The organism is Streptomyces sp. NPDC003032 (assembly GCF_053591415.1).
The window spans coordinates 112,548-134,245 of sequence record NZ_JBSFTT010000020.1 but is presented as its reverse complement, the minus strand read 5'-3'; the positions used below and the strand labels follow the sequence as shown (position 1 = coordinate 134,245).

At 73.9% G+C, this 21,698-nt stretch carries 4 protein-coding genes; all 4 read left to right on the top strand.

The window, feature by feature from the left end; translation table 11 throughout:
• Positions 1 to 27: 27 nt before the first annotated feature.
• The 4 genes from pabB to ACWDZ7_RS26470 all read left to right on the top strand — a co-directional run bounded on the left by pabB (position 28) and on the right by ACWDZ7_RS26470 (position 21,654).
• Positions 28 to 2,115 carry an aminodeoxychorismate synthase component I gene (gene pabB, locus ACWDZ7_RS26485; protein ID WP_451800335.1) on the top strand — a complete coding sequence of 696 codons (2,088 nt, stop codon included), beginning with the start codon at positions 28 to 30 and terminating at the stop codon, positions 2,113 to 2,115.
• Between the two features lie 117 nt (positions 2,116 to 2,232).
• A complete protein-coding gene (locus tag ACWDZ7_RS26480; RefSeq protein ID WP_451800334.1) occupies positions 2,233 to 3,468 on the top strand; it encodes a cytochrome P450 in 1,236 nt (411 codons plus the stop codon).
• 77 nt (positions 3,469 to 3,545) lie between these two features.
• On the top strand, positions 3,546 to 14,849 hold the full coding sequence (locus ACWDZ7_RS26475) for a type I polyketide synthase (protein ID WP_451800333.1): 11,304 nt from the start codon (positions 3,546 to 3,548) through the stop codon (positions 14,847 to 14,849).
• Positions 14,764 to 21,654, top strand: a complete 6,891-nt coding sequence (locus ACWDZ7_RS26470; RefSeq protein ID WP_451800331.1) for an SDR family NAD(P)-dependent oxidoreductase — start codon at positions 14,764 to 14,766, stop codon at positions 21,652 to 21,654. The genes ACWDZ7_RS26475 and ACWDZ7_RS26470 overlap by 86 nt, the downstream gene beginning before the upstream one ends.
• Positions 21,655 to 21,698 lie beyond the last annotated feature (44 nt).

Genomic DNA, 21,698 nt, shown 5'->3' with positions numbered 1-21,698 from the left:
TGCGACGACCACCCTCGGAGCCGCTCGATGCGTGCGCTGCTGATGGACAACTACGACTCCTACACCTACAACCTGTACCAGCTCCTCGCCAGGGTGTACGGCAAGGAGCCGACCGTCCTGCTCAACGACGACCCGGCATGGACGGAGCAGGACCCGGCGGCGTTCGACTGCGTGGTCATCTCGCCTGGCCCGGGACGCCCCCAGCGCCCGGCCGACCTCGGCTTCTGCCCGGGCATCCTGGACCGCTGGCAGGACGTGCCGGTCCTCGGAGTGTGCCTCGGCCACCAGGCGATCGCCCACCACTACGGCGGGCAGGTGGCGGCCGGAGTGCCCCGGCACGGCCACCTCACGCGGGTCCGGCACGGCGGCGAGGACCTGTTCGACGGCCTGCCCCAGAACTTCACCGCGGTGCGCTACCACTCGCTGCGGGTCACCGAACCCCTGCCGCGGGCCCTGCCCGCCACCGCCTGGGCGGAGGACGGGACCGTCATGGCGCTGCGGCACGACGCCCTGCCCCGGTGGGGCCTGCAGTTCCACCCGGAGTCCGTCGCGAGCGAGCGGGGAGCCCAACTGCTGCGCAACTTCGCCGAGTTGGTGGGCGGCCACTACGCCTCTCCGCCACCGGAGTACGCGCGCTGGGCCCGGCCGCCCGAGGGCGCCCCCGTGCCACGACTGAGCCTGGCCGTCGAGATCATCGACCGGGCGGTGGACACCCCGGCCCTCTTCACCACGCTGTTCTCGAAGAGCGAGCACGCCTTCTGGCTCGACAGCAGCGCCCCGGGCGTCGGCGGGGCCCGGTTCTCCTTCCTCGGCGACGACTCCGGCCCCCTCGCCGAGACCCTGACGTACCGGACCGGGGAGAGCACGGTGACGGTCCGCGACGCCACCGGCGAACGGACCGAGGACGGCAGCGTCTTCCAGGTGCTCCAGGACCGGCTCCGCACCCGCGCCGTCCCGGCCGGGGACCTTCCCTTCGACTTGAACGGCGGATACGTCGGCTACTTCGGGTACGAGCTCAAGGCCGAGTGCGGGAGCGCGAACGTCCACCGGGCCGAGACACCGGACGCCGTATGGATGTTCGCCGATCGGCTCATCGCGGTGGACCACCAGGAGGAGCGGACCTATGTCCTGGCGCTGAGCGGCCCCGGGGCGGAAGAGACCGCGGACGCCCGCGCCTGGGTGGCACGGACTGCGCTGCGCGCCCACTCCCTGCCGCCCCTCGCGCCCGAACGCGCCGCAGGCCCGGAAGCAGCGGCCCCGGTGGACGGGCCGGTACTGGCCCGCGCCCGCGCCGAGTACGCCGACGACATCGAGGAATGCCTCGAACAGCTGCGCAGCGGGGAGAGCTACGAGATCTGCCTGACCAACCGCATACGACTTCCGGCCATGGCCGACCCCCTCGGCTACCACCTGGTGCTCCGGCACCTCAACCCCGCCCCGTACGGCGCCTTCCTGCGGCTCGGCCCGGTCGCCGTCATCTGCTCGTCCCCCGAGCGGTTCCTGCGCATCGACCGCGACGGGACCGTCGAGAGCAAACCGATCAAGGGAACGGCACCACGCGGGGTCGACCCGGCCCACGACGAGGAACTCCGCCGGTCCCTCACCGCGTCGGCCAAGACCCGCGCCGAGAACCTCATGATCGTCGACCTGCTCCGCAACGACCTGGGCCGCGTGTGCGAGGTGGGATCCGTCGACGTACCCGCGTACATGGTGACCGAGTCGTACGCGACGGTGCACCAGCTCGTCACGACGGTCCGCGGCCGACTGCGACGCGAGGTGGACCCGGTCTCCTGCGTACGAGCGTGCTTTCCCGGCGGCTCGATGACGGGCGCGCCGAAGCTGCGGACGATGGCCATCATCGACCGCCTGGAGCGGGAGGCCAGGGGCATCTACTCGGGCGCCATCGGCTACTTCGGACTCTGCGGCGGCGCCGACCTCAACATCGTGATCCGCACGGCGGTGACCTCGGGCACGGGCACAGTGATCGGTGCCGGCGGCGCGATCGTCCTCGCATCGGACCCCGCCGACGAGTTCGACGAAGTACTCCTCAAGGGACGCGCGCTCATGCGGGCCCACGCCCTGCACACCGCGGAGCAAGAGCGGAGCGAGAGGTGACCGTCCGGATCCGGCATGGCCACGGTCCAAGGCCGTTCCAAGAAGGCGCCAAGACCCGCTGAGCACAATGCCGTAGGGCAGGCAGCGCACCAGCCTTTTCCGAGGGAAGGACCGAGTATGTCGACCGTCGCAGAGTCCGGGACGTCGTGGCAGGACCTGCCGTTCCTGGACATCACCGTGCCGGACTTCGCATGGGACTCTCCCGAGGTGGCCGAGGCCAGAGAGCGCTCCTGGGCCGCCGGCACCCCTCTGGGACTCCTGGTGCTGCGCTACGCCGAGGCACACAGCCTCTCCCGCGACGCACGCCTCGTCTCGGGCTTCCGCGAGGTCGTCGACATGGTCGGGCCCACCGACGGACCGGTGCGCGACTTCATGCGCGACTTCATGCAGAGCCTGGAGGGCCCCGACCACCGCCGCCTGCGCGGCCTGGTGACCCACGCCTTCACGGCGCGCCGCATCGCCGAGCTGCGTCCGTTCATCCGCGCCACCGCGGAGCGCCTCGCCGACGAGCTGGCGGCCGGAGGGGAGCGCGACTTCGTGGAGGCGTTCGCCGACCCGCTGCCCGCGGCCGTGGTCTGCGAACTGCTCGGCTTTCCCCCGGCGGACCACGCCCTCATCGGCCGCTGGTGCAAGAACACCAACCTGGTCCTCGCCCTCGGCCCCGACCAGAGCAGGGTCCGGGAGGTCGAGGAAGGCCTGACAGGGATGTTCGGCTACTTCGAGACGGCGATCCAGGAGCGCAAGGCGCACCCCGGCGACGACCTGTTCTCCGACATCCTGCGCGCCCAGCAGAAGGACGGCGCCCTGGACGACCGCGAGCTGCGCACTCTGATCGCGACCCTGCTGGTGGCCGGATACCAGACCACGAGCCACCAACTCGGCCACGGCATGGTCGCCTTCGCCACGCACCCCGAGCAGTGGCCGCTGCTGAGGGAGCGGCAGGAACTGGTCGCCCGGGCGGTGGAGGAGGTGCTGCGCTGGTGCCCCACGACGACGGTGGTGGCCACCAAGTCGGCGGCCGAGGACTTCACCGTCAACGGCCTCCCCATCCTGGCCGGGACCCCCGTGTGGCTCTGCGCGCACACGGCGCAGCGCGACCCCCTAGTGTTCAAGGGGGGCGAGGTGTTCGACATCACCGTACGGCGGGAGGCCTCGCCGCTGGCCTTCGGCGGCGGTGCCCACTACTGCCTGGGCGCGGCGCTGGCCCGCGTCGAACTCGCCGAGGCCTTCGACGTGCTCGCCGCCCGCCTCGGCCCGCCCGAGATCGCGGGACCGATCACCTGGCGGCCCTCGACCGGCGTCTCCGGACCGGACGCCCTGCCGCTGCGGTTCGGCGCCCTTCCCGGCACATGACCCCGCCCGGCCTACTCGCCGTCATCGGCAGGCTCCACGAAGTCCCACACCTTCGGGGGAAGGACGGCACGTTCGACATGACCCACGACACCCACGACACGCAGGACAGCCAAGGCACCCACGGCACTCGCGCCACCCACGACGACAAGACGCTGGACTACCTCAAGCGCCTCGCCGCCGAGCTGGGCAGGACCCGCGAGCGCCTCCGGCTCGCCGAGGCGGCGAGCCGGGAGCCCGTCGCACTGGTGTCGATGGCCTGCCGCTTCCCCGGAGGCGTCACTTCGCCCGAGGAACTGTGGCGCCTCGTCGCCTCGGGGGAGGACGGGGTCCGCGGGCTCCCCGAGGACCGGGGCTGGGACGTCGAGGGCCTCTACCACCCGGATCCCGACCAGGTGGGCGGCTGCTACGCGCGGGCGGGCGGATTCCTCCCCGACATCATGTCGTTCGACGCGGCGCTGTTCGGGATCAGTCCGCGTGAGGCCCTGGTGATGGACCCGCAGCAGCGACTGCTCCTGGAGGTGTCCTGGGAGACGTTCGAGCGGGCGGGCCTCGCACCCGCCGCGGTGCGCGGCAGCCGGACCGGCGTCTTCACCGGGATGATGGGACAGGACTACACGGCGCGGCTGCCCGGCACGCTGCCGGAGTACGAGGGCCGGTTGGAGACCGGACGCGCGGCGAGCGTCGCGTCCGGACGCGTGGCCTACACCTTCGGTCTCGAAGGCCCCGCGGTCACGCTCGACACGGCCTGTTCCTCGTCCCTGGTGGCACTCCACCTCGCCGTGCAGGCCCTGCGGAACCGCGAGTGCGACCTCGCCCTGGCCGGCGGGGCCACCCTCATGTCAAGCCCGGCGACGCTCCTGGAGTTCAGCAGGCAGCGCGTGCTCTCGCCCGACGGCCGGTGCAAGGCGTTCGCGGGACGGGCCGACGGCACGGGGCTCGCCGAGGGCGTGGGAGTCGTCCTGCTGGAGCGCCTCTCGGACGCGCGGCGGCACGGCCACCCCGTACTGGCCCTCGTCAGCGGCAGCGCGGTCAACCAGGACGGCGCGTCGAACGGTCTGACCGCACCCAACGGCCCCTCGCAGCAGCGCGTCATCCGCGCGGCCCTCGCCGACGCCGGACTCACGGGAGCCGACGTCGACGCGGTCGAGGCGCACGGTACGGGGACGCGCCTCGGCGACCCCATCGAGGCACAGGCGCTCCTCGCGACGTACGGACAGGAACGCGGCACGAACCGGCCGCTGTGGCTGGGGTCGTTGAAGTCGAACATCGGCCATACGCAGGCCGCCGCAGGGATCGCCGGCGTCATGAAGACGGTCATGGCACTGCGGCACGGGCTGCTGCCACAGACCTTGCACGTCGACACCCCCACACCGCACGTCGACTGGTCCGCGGACACCGTGAAACTCCTGACCACGTCCCGGCCCTGGCCGGACACGGGGCGCCCGCGGCGGGCGGGCGTGTCCTCGTTCGGCATCAGCGGTACGAACGCGCACATCATCCTCGAAGCCGTCGACGAGCTCCCCGACACCGATGAGGAAGCCCTGCCGGAAGCATCCTCGGCCGGCGGCGCGGCGGACCCCGCGCCCGACCCGGTCCCGTGGGTGCTGTCCGCAGGGAGCCCCGAGGCGCTGCGCGCGCAGGCGGCCCGGCTGCGGGAGCACGTGGCGGCCAGGCCCGGCCTGCGCGCGGCCGACGTCGCCCACGCGCTGGCGACCACGCGCGCGCCGCTGACGCACCGGGCCGTCGCGGTGGGCCGTCACTCCGAAGAACTGCTGCGCGCGGTCACGGCGTTGGCCGAGGGCCGGCCGAGCGCGGGCCTCGTCGAGGGCGTGGCGCGCGACCCGGGAAGGACGGTCTTCGTCTTCCCCGGCCAGGGCTCCCAGTGGGCCGGAATGGCCGTGGGACTCTGGAACTCGTCGACCGTCTTCCGCGAGCGGATGCAGGACTGCGCGGCGGCCCTGGACCCGTACGTCGACTGGTCGCTGCGCGACGTGGCGCTCGGCCTCGCCGACGACTTCGATGCCGACGCCGACGCCGACAAGGACCGTGCCGACCGGGTCGATGTCGTCCAGCCGGTGCTGTGGGCCGTGCTGGTGTCGCTTGCGGAACTGTGGCGTTCGTACGGAATCGAACCCGCCGCCGTGGTCGGGCACTCGCAGGGTGAGATCGCCGCGGCCTGCGTCGCGGGCGCCCTGTCCCTCGACGACGGCGCCCGCGTCGTGGCGCTGCGGTCCCGGCTGATCGCCGAGCACTTGGCCGGGGCGGGCGGCATGGTCTCCGTGACGGCCCCGGTGGCCGAGGCCCGCGCCCGCCTGGAGGACTTCGCCGGGCGGCTCTCGCTGGCCGCCGTGAACGGTCCCTCCTCCGTCGTCCTCTCGGGGGACCCGCAGGCGCTCGACGAGCTGATGAGCGTGTGCGAGCGCGAGGGGGTACGCACCAGGCGCGTCGCGGTGGACTACGCATCCCACTCACCGCAGGTGGAACCGTTGCGCACGGAACTGCTCGCCCAACTGACGGGAATCAGCCCCCGCGCGGGCACGCTGCCGCTGTACTCGACGGTCACGGGCAACGTCGTGGCGGGCGAGGAACTGACCGCCGAGTACTGGTACCGCAACCTGCGGCGAACGGTCCGGCTCTCGGACGCCGTGGAGCGTCTCGCCGGCGCCGGACACGGCACGTTCGTGGAGTGCGGCCCGCGCCCCGTGCTCTCCCTCGGCCTGACGGAGACACTCGGCCGCCTGGGCGGGGACGCGCTGGTGACGGGCACGCTGCACCGGGACGACGGCGGCCTCGACCGGTTCCTCCTCTCCCTGGGCGAGGTGCACGCGGGCGGCCGGTCCCCCGACTGGAACAGAGTCTTCGCCGCAACCGACATCCGCCGCCCCGTGGCGCTGCCCACGTACGCGTTCGACCGGCAGCGTTACTGGCTCGACGCCACCCCGCCGGCCGGTGACGTCGGTTCGGTCGGGCTGAGCCCGCTCGACCACCCCTGGTGGGGCGCGGTCACCGACCTCCCCGACTCCGGCGGCGTCCTCCTCACCGGGCGGCTGTCCCGCGACACCCACCCCTGGCTCGGCGACCACGCGGTCGACGACGTGGTCCTGCTGCCGGGAACGGCCTTCCTGGAACTGGCCGTCCGCGCCGCCGAGCAGGTGGGCTGCGACGGGGTGGCGGAGCTGACCCTGGAGGCGCCCCTGATCCTGCCCTCGCGCGGCGGCGTCCAGCTGCGCGCAGTAGTCGACACCGCCGACGCGGTGGGGGACCGCCCGATCACGTTCCACGCGCGCTCCGAGGACACGCCGGACGTGCCGGACACGGCGGACGCGTCGGACCCGCCGTGGACCAGGCTGGCCTGCGGATCACTCACCGGTACCGCCGCCCGGCACGGCGACGCCGCGCTGGGCACATGGCCCCCGCCCGAAGCCGAACCCCTGCCTCTGGAGGGGCTGTACGAGGACCTGGCGACGCTGTCCCTGCGGTACGGCCCCGCTTTCCGGGGCCTGCGGGCCGCCTGGCGGCAGGGGGACGACATCTTCGCCGAGGTCGCGCTCCCGGGAGGCGGCGACACCGACGGCTTCGCGCTCCACCCGGTCCTGCTGGACGCCGCGATGCACGCGGCGGCCGTCGGCCACGTCGCGGTACGCGCGGAGGGGGACACGGCCCCGGGCCCTCGCCTCCCCTTTTCGTGGACCGGTGTGCGGTTGCACGCGGTCGGCGCGACGAGGCTGAGGGTGCGGATCAGTCCGGTGGGCCCCAACGCTGTTTCCTTGGAGGCAGCGGACCCGACCGGCGCGCCCGTCGTATCCGTGGAGTCGCTCGCCCTGCGGCCCCCGGCAGCCGACGGCCTTGCGCCCACCCGTCCGGAGCCGATGGACTCCCTGTACGTTGTCGACTGGACGCCGACGCCCTGCAGGGCATTCCGCAAGCCGGAATGGTGGGCGGTCCTCGACGGCGCGGAGTCGATAGCTCCGGCGCTCGAAGCCACCGGCGCCCAGGTGCGTCGGGCAGCGGATCCGGCGGCGGTGACCGCATCGCAGGATGTACCGGACGCGGTCCTCGTGGCACTCCCGACGCCTGCATCCGGCACGGACGAGCTACCCGCGGCCACCCGGGACGCAGTCGCCGCGGCACTGGCGCTGATCCAGGATTGGCTCGGCGACGAACGGACCATGCCCGCCCGCCTCGTGGTGGTGACCGAGGGCGCCGTGGCGGTGCGCGACGACGAGACGGCGAATCCGGCCCTGGCCGCGGTGTGGGGCCTACTGCGCTCGGCACAGACGGAGAACCCGGACCGGCTCGTCCTGGTGGACTGGGACGGCAGGAAATCGTCGGCCGAAGCGCTGGCAACCGCCGTCGCCGGCGACGAGCCACAGGTGGCGCTACGGGCCGGAGAGATCCTGGTCCCTCGGCTCCAGCGGGTGTTGGCCGGTGGTGGGCGTCATGCTGCGGAGGCTGCGGAGGGCCCGGGTGACTCGGCTGTCTTCGGCTCCGGCGACCCCCTTGGCTCCGCCGACCCGGCCGACCCCGCCGACCCCGACCGCTTCCCCGGCGACGGTACGGTCCTGGTATCCGGCGCGTCGGGCGTACTCGGCCGAGCCGTGACTCGTCACCTCGTCGAGGCGTACGGAGCACGGCACCTGCTGCTGGTGAGCCGTCGCGGGGCGGACGCCCCGGTGGCCGTCGGACTCGCCGCGGAGCTGGCGGACCTGGGCGCGTCGGTGCGCTGGGCGGCCTGTGACGTGGGGGACCGCGCGGCCCTGGCCGAGGTCATCGCGCAGATCCCGGCGGAGCACGCGCTGCGCGCCGTCGTGCACGCGGGCGGCGTGCTGGACGACGGCATCGTCCCGTCGCTGTCACCGGAGCGGATCGACACGGTGTTCCGGCCGAAGGCCGACGCCGTGGTCAACCTGCATGCGCTCACCCGGGACATGGACCTCTCCGCGTTCATCGTGTTCTCCTCGGGAGCGGGCACGTTCGGCACCGCGGGCCAGGGCGGCTACGCCGCGGCGAACGCGTTCCTCGACGCGTTCGTCGGCGTCCGGCGCTCACTGGGACTGCCCGCGCTCTCCCTGGCCTGGGGACTGTGGGCCGAGGCCAGCGCGATGACCGGCCGGATGTCCGACACGGACCGCGACCGGATGAGTCGCACCGGAGTGACGGGGCTGACCGCGCGGCAGGGCCTCGCCCTGTTCGACGCGGCTCTCACCTCGGAGCTGCCCGTCGTCGTCCCCGCCCGCCTGGACCTCGCCGCCGTACGAGCGAGGGCCGCCGCCGACGGCGTACCGGCGCTGCTGCGCGCACTGGTGCGACCACCGGCGCGGCGCGCGGCCCAAGGCGCCGACGGGGACACCACCCTGGCACGCCAGCTCGCCGACATCGCCCCGAAGGACCGGACCGCGCGCGTCCTCGACGAGGTGCGGGCCCAGGCCGCGGCCGTCCTCGGCCATGCCGGTGCGACGGCGGTCGAAGCCGGGCGCGCGTTCAAGGAGCTGGGGTTCGACTCGCTCACCGCGGTCGAGTTGCGCAACCGCCTGACGCGGGTGACCGGCCTCCGGCTGACCGCCACCCTCGTCTTCGACCATCCGACGCCGAAGGAACTCGCCGAGTACATCCACGCCCGTCTGACCGGCCGGGACCGGCGCAAGCCGCCGCCGGCACCCCGTACGGCCAGGGCCGACGAGCCGATCGCCGTCGTCGGCATGGCCTGCCGTTTCCCGGGCGGCGTCGGCTCGCCGGAGGACTTGTGGGGCCTGGTCGACCGGGGCGCAGACGCCATCTCCGCCTTCCCCACCGACCGCGGCTGGTCCCTCGGCCCCGGCGCCTTCGCGGCGGAAGGCGAAGGCGGATTCCTGCACGACGCCGCGCGGTTCGACCCCGAGTTCTTCGGCATCAGCCCGCGCGAGGCAGTGGCGATGGACCCCCAGCAGCGGCTCCTCCTGGAGGTCTCCTGGGAGGCACTGGAGCGCGCCGGCCTCGACCCGGCGGCCCTGAGGGGCAGCCGCACCGGCGTGTTCGCCGGGCTGATGTACCACGACTACACCACCCGGCTCGGGACCATCACGGACGACGCCGCCGGGTACCTCGGCACGGGCGGCTCCGGCAGCGTCGCCACCGGTCGCATCGCCTACACCTTCGGATTCGAGGGCCCGGCCGTCACGGTGGACACCGCCTGTTCGTCATCCCTGGTGGCCCTGCATCTGGCCGCACAGGCGCTGCGCGGCGGGGACTGCGACCTCGCGCTCGCGGGCGGGGTCACCGTGATGTGCTCGCCGAACGCCTTCACCGAGTTCCGCAGGCAGGGCGCGCTGGCCGCCGACGCCCGCTGCAAGCCGTTCGCGGCCGCCGCGGACGGCACGGTGTGGGGCGAGGGCGCCGGTGTGCTCCTCGTCGAGCGCCTGTCGGACGCCGTACGCGAGGGGCACCGCGTCCTCGCCGTCGTACGGGGCTCCGCGGTCAACCAGGACGGGGCGAGCAACGGCCTGACCGCCCCGAACGGACCCTCCCAGGAACGTGTGATCACCCAGGCGCTGGCCGGGGCCCGGCTCACGCCGTCCGACGTGGACGCCGTCGAGGCACACGGCACGGGCACCACCCTCGGAGACCCGATCGAGGCGCAGGCACTCCTCGCGACCTACGGCAGCCGGCGCCCGGCGGACCGGCCGCTGTGGCTGGGCTCCGTCAAGTCGAACCTGGGTCACCCGCAGGCGGCGGCGGGCGTCGCGGGCGTCATCAAGATGGTCATGGCGCTGCGCCGGGGCGTCCTGCCGCGAACGCTGCACGTGGACGCGCCGTCGCCGCACATCGACTGGTCGTCCGGCGCGGTGGAGCTGCTGACCGAGGCACGCCCGTGGCCCGACACGGGGCGGCCCCGGCGGGCCGCGGTCTCGTCGTTCGGCATCAGCGGCACCAACGCGCACGTCATCCTGGAACAGGCCCCCGCCGCGCCGGACACCGATGATCCGACGGTGTCCGGAACACCGGAACCCGCACCCCACGGAGCCGAGGCCCAAGCAACGAACACACCAGTGCCGTTCGTGCTCTCGGCCAGGAGCGAGCCCGCGCTACGGGCCCGCGCGGCGGAGCTACGGCAGCACCTCGCCGCCGACCCGGCACTTGACACCGTCGACGTCGCCCACTCGCTGCTGACGACCCGGGCCGAGCTGGAGCACCGGGCCGTGGTCCTGGGCGCCGGCCGCGACCAACTGCTGTCCGCGCTGGCCGCCGTGGCAGAGGGGCGTCAGAGCCCCGCCGCCGTCGGGGGAGTGGCGGCCGGTGATCCGGGCAAGACGGTCTTCGTGTTCCCCGGCCAGGGGGCCCAGTGGCCGGGAATGGCCGCCCAGTTGTGGGACGCGGCACCCGTGTTCCGGGCCCGCCTGACCGAGTGCGCCGACGCGCTCGCGCCGTACACCGACTGGTCCGTGGTGGACGTCATCCGGGACAGGACCACAGGAGCAGCAGCAGAGAAACGGGTAAAGGCAGGAGCAGGCGTCGACCCGGACCGGGTGGACGTGGTGCAGCCCGCGCTGTGGGCGATGATGGTGGCGCTGGCCGAGCTATGGCGCTCGTACGGCGTCGAACCCGCCGCCGTGGTGGGGCACTCGCAGGGCGAGATCGCCGCGGCCTGTGTCGCGGGCGGTCTCTCCCTGGACGACGGCGCGCGCGTGGTCGCGCTGCGCAGCCGGGCCCTGACGGCGATCGCGGGACACGGCGGAATGGTCTCGCTGGCGACGACGCAGGCCAAGGCCGAGGAACTGGTGGCGGCCTGGGACGGGCGGATCTCCCTCGCGGCGGTCAACGCGCCCGCGTCGGTGGTGGTGTCGGGCGACACGGCCGCGCTGGACGGACTGCTCGCCCACTGCGAGCGCACCGGACTCCGGGCACGCCGGATCCCGGTCGACTACGCCTCGCACTCACCCCACGTGGAAGCGGTACGTGCACGGATCGCCCACGACCTCACCGACATCCGCCCGAGGCAGGGCCTCATCCCCTTCATGTCGACGCTGACGGGCGCCTTCCAGGACACCGCCGGGCTCGACGCCGACTACTGGTACCGCAACCTCCGGGAACCCGTCCGGTTCGAGCCGGCCGTACGGGAACTGATCGCCCAGGGTTTCGGCGCCTTCGTCGAGACCAGCCCCCACCCCATGCTCACCATGGGCCTGCGGGAAGTCCTGGAGGAGCACCCCGCGAGGCCGGGTGTGGCCGTGGCGTCCCTGCGCCGCGACCGGGGCGGACCGGAACGCTTCCTGACCTCGGTCACCGAGGCGTACGTCCATGGAGTCGCCGTCGACTGGTCCAAGGCCTGGACGGGCCGTGCGCCACGCGTCGTGGACCTGCCGACCTACCCCTTCCAGCGGCGCAGGTTCTGGCTCGACACACCCGCCGGCGGTGGCGCCGGTGATGTGACCGCCGCGGGCCTCGGCCGCCCGGACCACCCGCTCCTCGGCGCCCGCGTCGAACTCGCCGACTCCACGGAGACCCTCCTCACCGCACGCTGGTCCCTGGACACCCACCCGTGGCTCGCCGACCACGCCGTGGGGGACACCGTGGTGGTCCCGGGCACCGCGTTCCTGGAACTGGCGGCCCTGGCAGGCGCCGAGACCGGCTGCCCGCACGTGCGCGAGCTGATCCAGGACATGCCCCTGATCCTCGCCGGAGGCGGCGCGCTGCGGCTCCAGGTCCGGATCGCACCCGCCGACGAGGAAGGCACCCGGTCCCTCGGCGTATACGCACGCTCCGAGGACGCGCCCCCGCAGGCCTCTTGGTCGTGCCACGCCCGCGGCGTGCTCACCGAGGCACAGCCCTCGGCACCACCCGCCCTCGACGGCGCCTGGCCACCTCCGGGATCCGTACCCCTCGACCTGACCGACTTCTACGGACGACTCGACGAGAACGGCCTCTCCTACGGCCCCGCGTTCGAGGGCCTGCACACCGCGTGGCGCCTGGAGGACGACATCCTCGCCGAGGCGGCGCTGCCGGACGAGATGGAGGCCGAGGCGGGCCGCTACCTGGCCCATCCCGCGCTTCTCGACGCGGCGCTCCACGCCTGTCTGCTCCGCGCCCGCAACGACGGCCCCGACCACCACCAGGCCGCCATGCCGTTCGCCTGGAACGACGTCGCCTTCCACGGGCCGTGCGGCCCGGCGGTGCGCGTCCGGGTCTCCGCGGGGACGTCGCAGGACGTGTCGGTGGTGGTGGCGGACGTCGACGGCGCTCCCACGGTGTCCGTACGTTCGCTCGTGGCACGCCCGGTCTCCCCCCGGCAACTGCGGGCCGCCGGTGACCACCGGGACTCGCTGTTCCGGCTCACATGGACGGCCGCGCCCGCCGTGTCCGCCGTGTCCGCCGCGCCCGTTGAGCGGCCGGGTGCGTGGGCGGTGCTTGGGGCCTACGACCTGGGCCTGCCCCCGGACGTGCGGCGCTTCCCCGACCTGTCCGCGTTCCGCGCGGCGATCGCTTCCGGTACGCCGGAACCCGACGCCGTCCTCGTGGCACTCGGCACGGATCCGTACGACGGCCACACGGCCCCGTACGACGGCCGCGACGAGGCCGCGCGCGCCCGGGAGGTGACCTGCTGTGCCCTTGGCCTGCTGCAAGGCTGGCTCGCCGAGGAACGGGGCGGCGCGGCGCGGCTCGTCGTCGTGACGCGCGGCGCCCTCGCCACGTCGGACGACGAACCGCCCGGCGACCCATCTGCCGCGGCGGTCTGGGGCCTGGTGCGTTCGGCCCAGGCGGAGAACCCGGGCCGGTTCGTGCTGGCCGACCTCGACGGTCACCCCGACTCCGTCGCCGCGCTCGCCGACGCCCTGGCCGCCGACGAGCCCCAACTGGCGGTGCGCGAGGGCCGGATCATGCTGCCTCGCCTGGAACGCGCGCCCGTGACCCCGGCGGTCCCCTACGACAACGACACCAACGACACCAACAACACCGCCCCGGCATGGGAGCCCGACGGCACCGTGCTGGTGACCGGTGCCTCCGGAACCCTGGGGCGTGCCGTCGCCCGGCACCTGGTCACCGCGCACGATGTACGCCGTCTGCTGCTCGTGGGCCGGAGCGGCGGCGAGAGCGGCGAAGCGTCGCTCCTCACCGCCGAACTGACCGCGCACGGCGCCGACGTGACATGGGCGGCATGCGACGTCGGCGACCGCGACGCGGTGGCCGCGCTGCTGAAGTCGGTGCCCGCCGCACACCCCCTCACCGCCGTGGTGCACGCGGCCGGTGTCCTGGACGACGGCCTGGTCCCCGCGCTGTCACCGCAGCAAGTCGACCGGGTGTTCAGGCCCAAGGTGGACGGAGCGTGCCACCTGGACGAGTTGACCCGGACCGCGCCTCTGGCGTCGTTCGTGGTGTTCTCCTCGGCGGCGGCCACCCTGGGCAGCGCCGGGCAGGGCAACTACGCGGCGGCCAACGCGTTCCTGGACACGCTGGTACGGCGGCGGCGCCGGGCCGGGCTGCCCGCACTGTCGCTGGCCTGGGGGCTGTGGACGGAGATCAGCGACATGACGGCCGCACTCGACCGGGCCGGCCAGCTCGGCCGGGCCCGGATGGCACGCGCCGGCATCCAGGGCCTGTCGACCGAGGACGGCCTGGCCCTCTTCGACGCCGCCCGCACCGTGGCCGAGCCGCTGGTGCTGCCGATGCGGCTCGACCTGTCCGCGCTCCGCACGCGGCCGGACACGCTGCCCTCAGTGCTGCGCGGCCTGGTGCGCGCCCCGGCGCGACGGAGCGGCTTCACGGACACGGGGGCGGAGGCGCTGCGCCGACGCCTGGCCGCCCTGCCTCCCGCCGAGCGGAACCGGCAACTGCTGGACCTGCTCCACACGGAGACCGCCTCCGTCCTCGGCTACGCGAGCGCGGAGGCGGCTGGACGGGACATAGGACGGGACCGGCCGTTCAAGGACCTCGGCTTCGACTCGCTGACGGCCGTGGAACTCCGCAACCGGCTCACCGGCGCCACCGGCCTCCGGCTGCCCCCCACGCTCGTCTTCGACCACCCCACCCCCACGGCCCTCGCCGGACACCTGTCCGCACAGCTCACGCCCCGGGACGAGCGGACGGACGCACAGCGCGACGCAGGGCGCGATACGGAGCGCAGGGTGCGCGACGCCCTGGCCGCCATCCCGCTGCCCCGGCTGCGCGACGCCGGTCTGCTCGACACCCTCCTGGACCTCGCGGGCGGCCCCACCGGGACCGTGCCACCACCGGACGAGGACGGCTCCGGACCGGCGCTCGCCCCGATCGACCGGATGGACGCCGAGGGGCTTCTCGCCATGGCGCTGAACGGCAGCTCACCCGATGCCGGTCCGCCCGGCGGCAGAGGCCAGGAGGACCCGGACAGCACAGCGCACGCGACGACGGAGGACCACGATGCCGGCAGGTGACGAGAGGTTCGTCGAGGCACTGCGGGCCTCGCTGAAGGAGGTCGAGTCGCTGCGCGCCCGGACGCGCGAGCTGACGGCCGCGGCCCACGAGCCCGTGGCGATCGTGGCGATGGGCTGCCGCTTCCCCGGAGGCGTCCACTCCGCGGAGGACCTGTGGGAACTGGTGGCCGCCGGAACCGACGCGGTCTCGGCTTTCCCGACCGACCGCGGCTGGGACACCGAAACACTCTTCGACCCGGACCCCGACCGGCCGGGCCACACCTACGCCGTCGAAGGGGCCTTCCTCGACGACGCCGCCGAGTTCGACGCGGACCTGTTCGGGATCAGCCCGCGCGAGGCGGCTGCGATGGACCCTCAGCAGCGGCTGCTCCTGGAGACCGCGTGGGAGACGTTCGAACGTGCCGGGGTCGATCCCGGCAGCCTGGAGGGCCAACCCGTCGGGGCGTTCGTCGGATCGGTCCTGATGACCAGCGGCGGCGGGGGCGGGACCAGCGAGGGCACCGAGGGGCACCACCTCACCGGGGGCGCCGCCAGTGTGCTGTCGGGCCGTCTCGCCTATACGTTCGGTCTGGAAGGCCCGGCGATGACCGTCGACACGGCGTGCTCGGCGTCCCTGACGGCGGTGCACCTGGCCGTGCAGGCGCTGCGCCGGCGCGAGTGCACCATGGCACTCGCCGGTGGCGCCGCGGTGATGACGACCCCGGGCATGTTCGTGGAGTTCAGCCGTCAGCGCGGGCTCGCGGCGGACGGGCGGTGCAAGGCGTTCGCGGCCGCGGCGGACGGTACGGGGTGGGGGGAGGGTGTGGGGCTCGTACTGTTGGAGTGTTTGTCGCAGGCGCGACGCAACGGGCATCCGGTGCTTGCCGTGGTGCGTGGTTCGGCGGTGAATCAGGATGGTGCGTCGAATGGTCTGACGGCTCCGAATGGTCCGTCGCAGCAGCGGGTGATCCGGCAGGCACTGGCGTCGGCCCGGCTGTCGGCGGACCTGGTGGACGCGGTGGAGGCGCACGGGACCGGCACGACGCTCGGAGACCCCATCGAGGCGCAGGCACTGCTCGCGACGTACGGCCAACAGCGCCCGGCCGACCGCCCGTTGTGGCTGGGCTCGATCAAAACGAACCTGGGACACACCCAGGGCGCGGCGGGCATCGCCGGTCTGATCAAGACGGTCATGGCGATGCGTCACGGCGTACTCCCGAGAACCCTGCACGTCGACGAGCCCACGCCGCACGTGGACTGGTCCTCCGGAGCGGTCCGCCTGCTGACCGAGGGCCGCGACTGGCCGCGCACCGGCCGCCCGCGCCGCGCCGGGATCTCCTCCTTCGGCATCAGCGGCACCAACGCCCATGTGATCCTGGAACAGGCCCCCCACCACGATGGCGCGTCGCACGCCGCACCGCCCGACGACGACGCCGAGCAGGATCCGCCTGGGACAGACAACCCGCGCGCACCCCTACCCCTACCCCTGCCTCTGGTGGTCTCAGGGCGGGGCGAGCAGGCCCTTCGGGATCAGGCGCAGCGTCTGGCCGACCGTGTCCGCTCCCGACCCGACGCACGTTTGGCGGACATCGGCTGGTCCCTGGCCACCTCCCGGGCGACCCTCGACACGCGCGCCGTGGTGTGGGCCCGTGACCGGGACGACATGCTGGCGGGCCTGACGGCCCTGGCCGGGAACCGCCCCACCCCGGGCCTGACGCGAGGGGCCACCGCCGAGGGCGGACAGGCGTTCCTCTTCTCCGGCCAGGGGAGCCAGCGCGCGGGCATGGGACGCGAGCTGGCCGCCGCCTTCCCGGTGTACGCCGAGGCGCTCGATGCGGTCGCGGCCCGCCTGGACCCGCATCTCGACCGGCCCCTGCGGGACATCCTGTACGCCGCCGAGGCCACGCCCACGGCCGCACTCCTGGAGCAGACCTCGTACACCCAGACGGCACTGTTCGCGTACGAGGTCGCGCTGTTCCGGCTGCTCACGCACTGGGGGCTCACCCCCGACCTGCTGCTCGGCCACTCCGTCGGCGAACTGGCGGCCGCGCACGTCTCCGGAGTCCTGTCCCTGGAGGACGCCTGCACGCTCGTCGCCGCGCGCGGCCGCCTCATGCAGGGCGTGTCCGGCAGCGGCGCCATGGTCGCGGTGCAGGCGACGGAGGCGGAGATCCTGCCCGAGGTGACGGCACGCGCCGACCAGATGGCCGTCGCCGCCGTCAACGGCCCCTCCTCGGTCGTCGTGTCCGGCGCCGAGAGCGCGGTGCTCGATCTCGCCGAACGCTGGCGCGGCAAGGGACGCAAGACGCGACGGCTCCGCGTGAGCCACGCCTTCCACTCCCCGCAGATGGCCGGAATCCTCGACGCGTTCAGCCAGATCGCGGGGAAGCTCGCCTTCCACCCGCCGAACATCCCGATCGTCTCGGACGTCACCGGGGACATCGCCACCGCCGACGACCTGTGTTCACCGGAGTACTGGGTGCGGCACGCCCACGCGACCGTGCGCTTCCGCGACGGCATGCGCCGGCTCGTCGCCGCGGGGGTGCGTACGTTCGTGGAGGTCGGGCCGTCCGGGACGCTGACGGCGATGGCACAGGACTGCCTCGCCGAGGCTCCGCCGAACACGCGCGCGAAGCTGATCCCGGCGGGCCGCGCAGGACGCCCCGAGGCCGACACCGTGCGTACGGCGGTCTCCGAGGCATTCGCCCATGGGGCCCGGGTCGACTGGCCCCGCTTCTTCACCGCCACGGGCGCCCGCAGGGTGGACCTGCCCACCTACGCCTTCCAGCGCCGCCGTTACCCCTGGAGCTCGGCGCGCCCCGACGCCGACGTGACCGCCGTCGGCCTTGCCGAGCTCGAACATCCCCTGCTCGGCGCGTCCCTGGACCTGGCGGACTCCCAGGGCGTCGCACTGACCGGAGTGCTGTCCCGGCGTACCGAGGCCTGGCTCGCGGACCACGTCATGCTCGGCGCCGTACTCGTACCCGGCAGCGCCGTCGTGGAGATGGCGCTCCGCGCCGGAGCCGAGGTCGGGTGCCGCCGCCTGGTGGAACTGACGCACGAGGCGCCACTGGTCCTGCCCGATCGCGGCGCCGTCCAGCTACAGGTGCGGGTGGGACCGGCTGGGGATGACGGTCACCGCCCGCTGGGTGTGTACTCCCGGGACGAGAACAGCCGCACGGGCACAGCGGAGGGACCTGATGAGGGATGGGTGTGCCACGCCGGCGGCGTGCTCGCCCCGGAGGCCGCCACCGCGCCGCCCCGCCCCGGTGAGGCATGGCCGCCTGCCGACGCCGAGCCCGTACCGCTCGAAGGTTTCTACGAGCGCATGGCCGTGGCGGGCTTCGCGTACGGCCCCGCCTTCCGCGGGCTCTCCCGGGCCTGGCGGCTCGGCGACGCGGTGTTCGCCGAGATCGTGCTCCCCGACGCGGCACGCTCCGGCACCCACGGATACGGCCTCCACCCGGCGCAGCTCGACGCCGCGCTGCACGCGGGCCTCCTCGCGGGGGAGGGGCCGACGGCGAGCGAAGCGGGTACACAGACGCAGACGCAGGTCCGGGTGCCGTTCGCGTGGCGTGACGTGTCCTTCCACGGCGCGGGCACACCGGTCCTGCGCGCACGACTGACCCCGGCGGGAACGGACGCGGTGTCCCTCGCCCTGTGGGACGGACACGGTGCCCCGGTCGCCTCGGCGGGGTCACTCGTCACCCGCCCCGTCTCCGATCACCATCTGCGTGCCACCCGCACCCGCGACACCCTGTTCTACGTCGACTGGGTGGATACGACACTCACCCCGCCGACACCGCACGCAAGCCGCCCCGAGCTTGCCGTGCTCGGGGGCGACATCGCCCTGGCGGACCGCCTGGCGGCCACAGCTCACCCCGGTCTCGGCGCGCTCGTATCGGCGATCGCGTCCGGTGAGCCCGCGCCGGATCTGGTGTTTCTGCCGTGCCACGGCGAAGAGGGTGCCGGATCTCAAGCCGGAGTGGGAGCCGGAACCAGGAGCACGGGCCCGGCCGGAACTGGAACCACCGGCGTCGCCGATCAGGCGGGTGCCGCCAAGTCCCTGACCGCGTCCGTGCTCGACGTGCTGCAAACCTGGCTCGCGGACGCCCGACTGCGCTCCTCCCGGCTCGTCCTCCTGACCCGCGGAGCGATGCCCGTCACCGCAGACGAGCGGATCACCGACATGTCGGCCGCCGCGGTCTGGGGCCTTGTACGCGCGGCCCAGAGGGAGCACCCGGGGAGGTTCCTCCTCATCGACGTGGACGCGCGGGCGGAATCGGCGGCCGCACTGATCGGGGCGGCGGCCACGGCCACGGACGAACCCCAACTCGCACTCCGCGCGGGCCGGACCCTCCTCCCCAGGCTGGCCCGCGGCACACCGCCCGGAACCCTCGTGCCCCCCGCGGGAGTGCGGGAGTGGCGGATCGACCTGGCGGGCGGCGGCACCGTCGACGATCTGCTCCTCGCCCCCTGCCCGGAGGCCGCGGCCCCGCTCCCGCCGGGGAAGGTCCGGGTCGCGGTACGCGCCGCCGGCCTCAACTTCCGGGACGTCGTCATGGCCCTCGGCATGGTGCCCGACCAGCGGGCGCTGGGCGGCGAGATGGCGGGGGTCGTCACCGAGGCAGGGCCGGACGTCGCCGGACTCGCCCCCGGGGACCGGGTGTTCGGCCTCGCGACCGGATGCCTCGGACCGGTGGCGGTCGTCGACCACCGCTTGATCGCGCGGATTCCGCAGGGCTGGTCGTACGTACAGGCAGCGTCCGTTCCCGTCGCGTTCCTCACCGCGTACGAGGGCCTGGTGGACCTGGCCGACGTGCGGCCCGGAGAAGCGGTGCTGGTGCACGCGGCGGCCGGTGGCGTGGGGATGGCCGCCGTGCAGCTGGCGCGCCACCTCGGCGCCGAGGTGTACGCGACGGCCGGCCCCGGCAAGTGGGAGGCGGTGCGTGCCCTCGGCATCGACGACGCGCACCTCGCCTCCTCCCGCACCGCCGAGTTCGAGGAGCGGTTCGCCGCGGCGGGCGGTGACCGTCCCGGCCCGCGCGGACGCCGCATCGACGTGGTGCTGAACTCACTGGTGCGGGAGCTGGTGGACGCGTCGCTGCGCCTGGTGCGGCCGGGCGGCCGGTTCATCGAGATGGGCAAGACCGACATCCGTGACGCCGGCGAGGTCACCGCCCGGTACGGGGTCGCCTACCGCGCGTTCGACCTGATGGACGCCGGCCCCGAGCGCGTCGCCGGGATGCTGGCGGAGATCGTCGACTTGTTCGAGCGCGGGCGGCTGCGGCCGGTCCCGGTGACGGCGTGGGACGTGCGGCAGGCGCCCGCCGCCTTCCGGTACCTGGCGCAGGCCCGGCACGTGGGCAAGGTCGTCCTGACGATGCCGCCCGAGTGGAACCCCGCCGGGACGACCCTGATCACCGGCGCTTCCGGGGCACTCGGTGCGGAGGTCGCCCGCCATCTGGTACGCGCCCACCGGGTGGCGCACCTCGTGCTCGCCGGGCGCCGCGGACCGGACGCCCAGGGCATGGCGGAACTGGTCGCCGAGCTGACCGCCGCGGGCGCGACGACGGTGCGGGCCGTGGCGTGCGACGTGGCCGACCGGGCGGCGGTCGCGGACCTGCTCGCGTCGGTGCCCGCTGAGCACCCGTTGACGGCCGTGGTGCACGCGGCCGGGGTACTCGACGACGGCGTCCTGGAGTCGATGACGCCCGGTCGGCTGGACGCGGTCTTCCGGCCCAAGGCCGACGGTGCCTGGCACCTCCACGAACTGACGCGAGACGCGGATCTGGCCGCGTTCGTCGTCTTCTCCTCCGCCGCGGGCACCGTCGGCGCCCCCGGCCAGGCGAACTACGCCGCCGCCAACGCCTTCCTCGACGCGCTCGCCGCGCACCGCCACGACATGGGCCTTCCCGCGACATCCCTGGCCTGGGGCCGATGGGCCGAGACCGCGGCGTCACAGGCAGCGCAGACGGAACGGACAGCCGCTGACCAGGCACCCTCCGGGCAGACACCCTTCGGGCAGGCGTCTCCCGGCCGGGCAACCCCGCGCCCGGCAGGGCACACCAGTGCCGGCGGCCTCACCACCGAGGAAGGCCTCGCATTGTTCGACGACGCGCTCGTCACCGGTCGACCCGTGTGGGTGCCGACGCGCCTCGACCCGAGGGAACTGCGCGTCGCCACCGAGAACGGCACGCTCCCCCCACTGCTGCGCGGCCTGGTCCACGTCCCCGAGGCAGCGGCGGAGCCGGGCGCGGCGGACGCACTCCGGGAACGCCTGGCAACCCTTGCACCCGAGGACCGCGGCGCGGCCGTCCTGGAGCTGGTGCGCGGACAAGTCGCCCTCGTACTGGGCCACACGGCACCCGGGAACGTGGATCCGCAACGCCCCTTCCAAGAGCTCGGCTTCGACTCCCTCACCGCCGTGGAGCTGCGCAACCGCCTGGGCGCCGCGACCGGTCTGACCCTGCCCACCACGCTGGTGTTCGACCGCCCGACCCCCGCCGCGCTGAGCGAGCACGTCGAAGCCGCGCTCGTGTCAGGGCTGGGCTCACCGGTCGACTCGGTCCTCTCCCGCCTCGGCGACTGGGCCGCGCACCTCGCGGCGACGCCCCTCGACGACGGTGAACGGCAGCGCGTGGCGGACCGACTGCGCGCGCTCGCCCAGCGCTACGGCGAGCGGGCACCCGCACAGAACGGGACAGCAGGCCCAGGCCCAGGCACGGGCACACAGGACGACGGAGGGACCGTCGCGGTCGAGCTGGACCTGGCGAGTGACGAGGAGGTCATCGACTTCATCGGCAAGGAGCTGGGCATCTCCTGACCCCGGGCAGGGGCCCGCGAGCGAGTGGGCAGCGGTGACGTCTC

Bases quoted from the DNA above. Each gene is read 5' to 3' on its own strand.
- ACWDZ7_RS26480 (WP_451800334.1), top strand. From the start codon at position 2,233: ATGTCGACCGTCGCAGAGTCCGGGACGTCGTGGCAGGACCTGCCGTTC.
- pabB (WP_451800335.1), top strand. From the start codon at position 28: ATGCGTGCGCTGCTGATGGACAACTACGACTCCTACACCTACAACCTG.
- ACWDZ7_RS26470 (WP_451800331.1), top strand. From the start codon at position 14,764: ATGCCGGTCCGCCCGGCGGCAGAGGCCAGGAGGACCCGGACAGCACAG.
- ACWDZ7_RS26475 (WP_451800333.1), top strand. From the start codon at position 3,546: ATGACCCACGACACCCACGACACGCAGGACAGCCAAGGCACCCACGGC.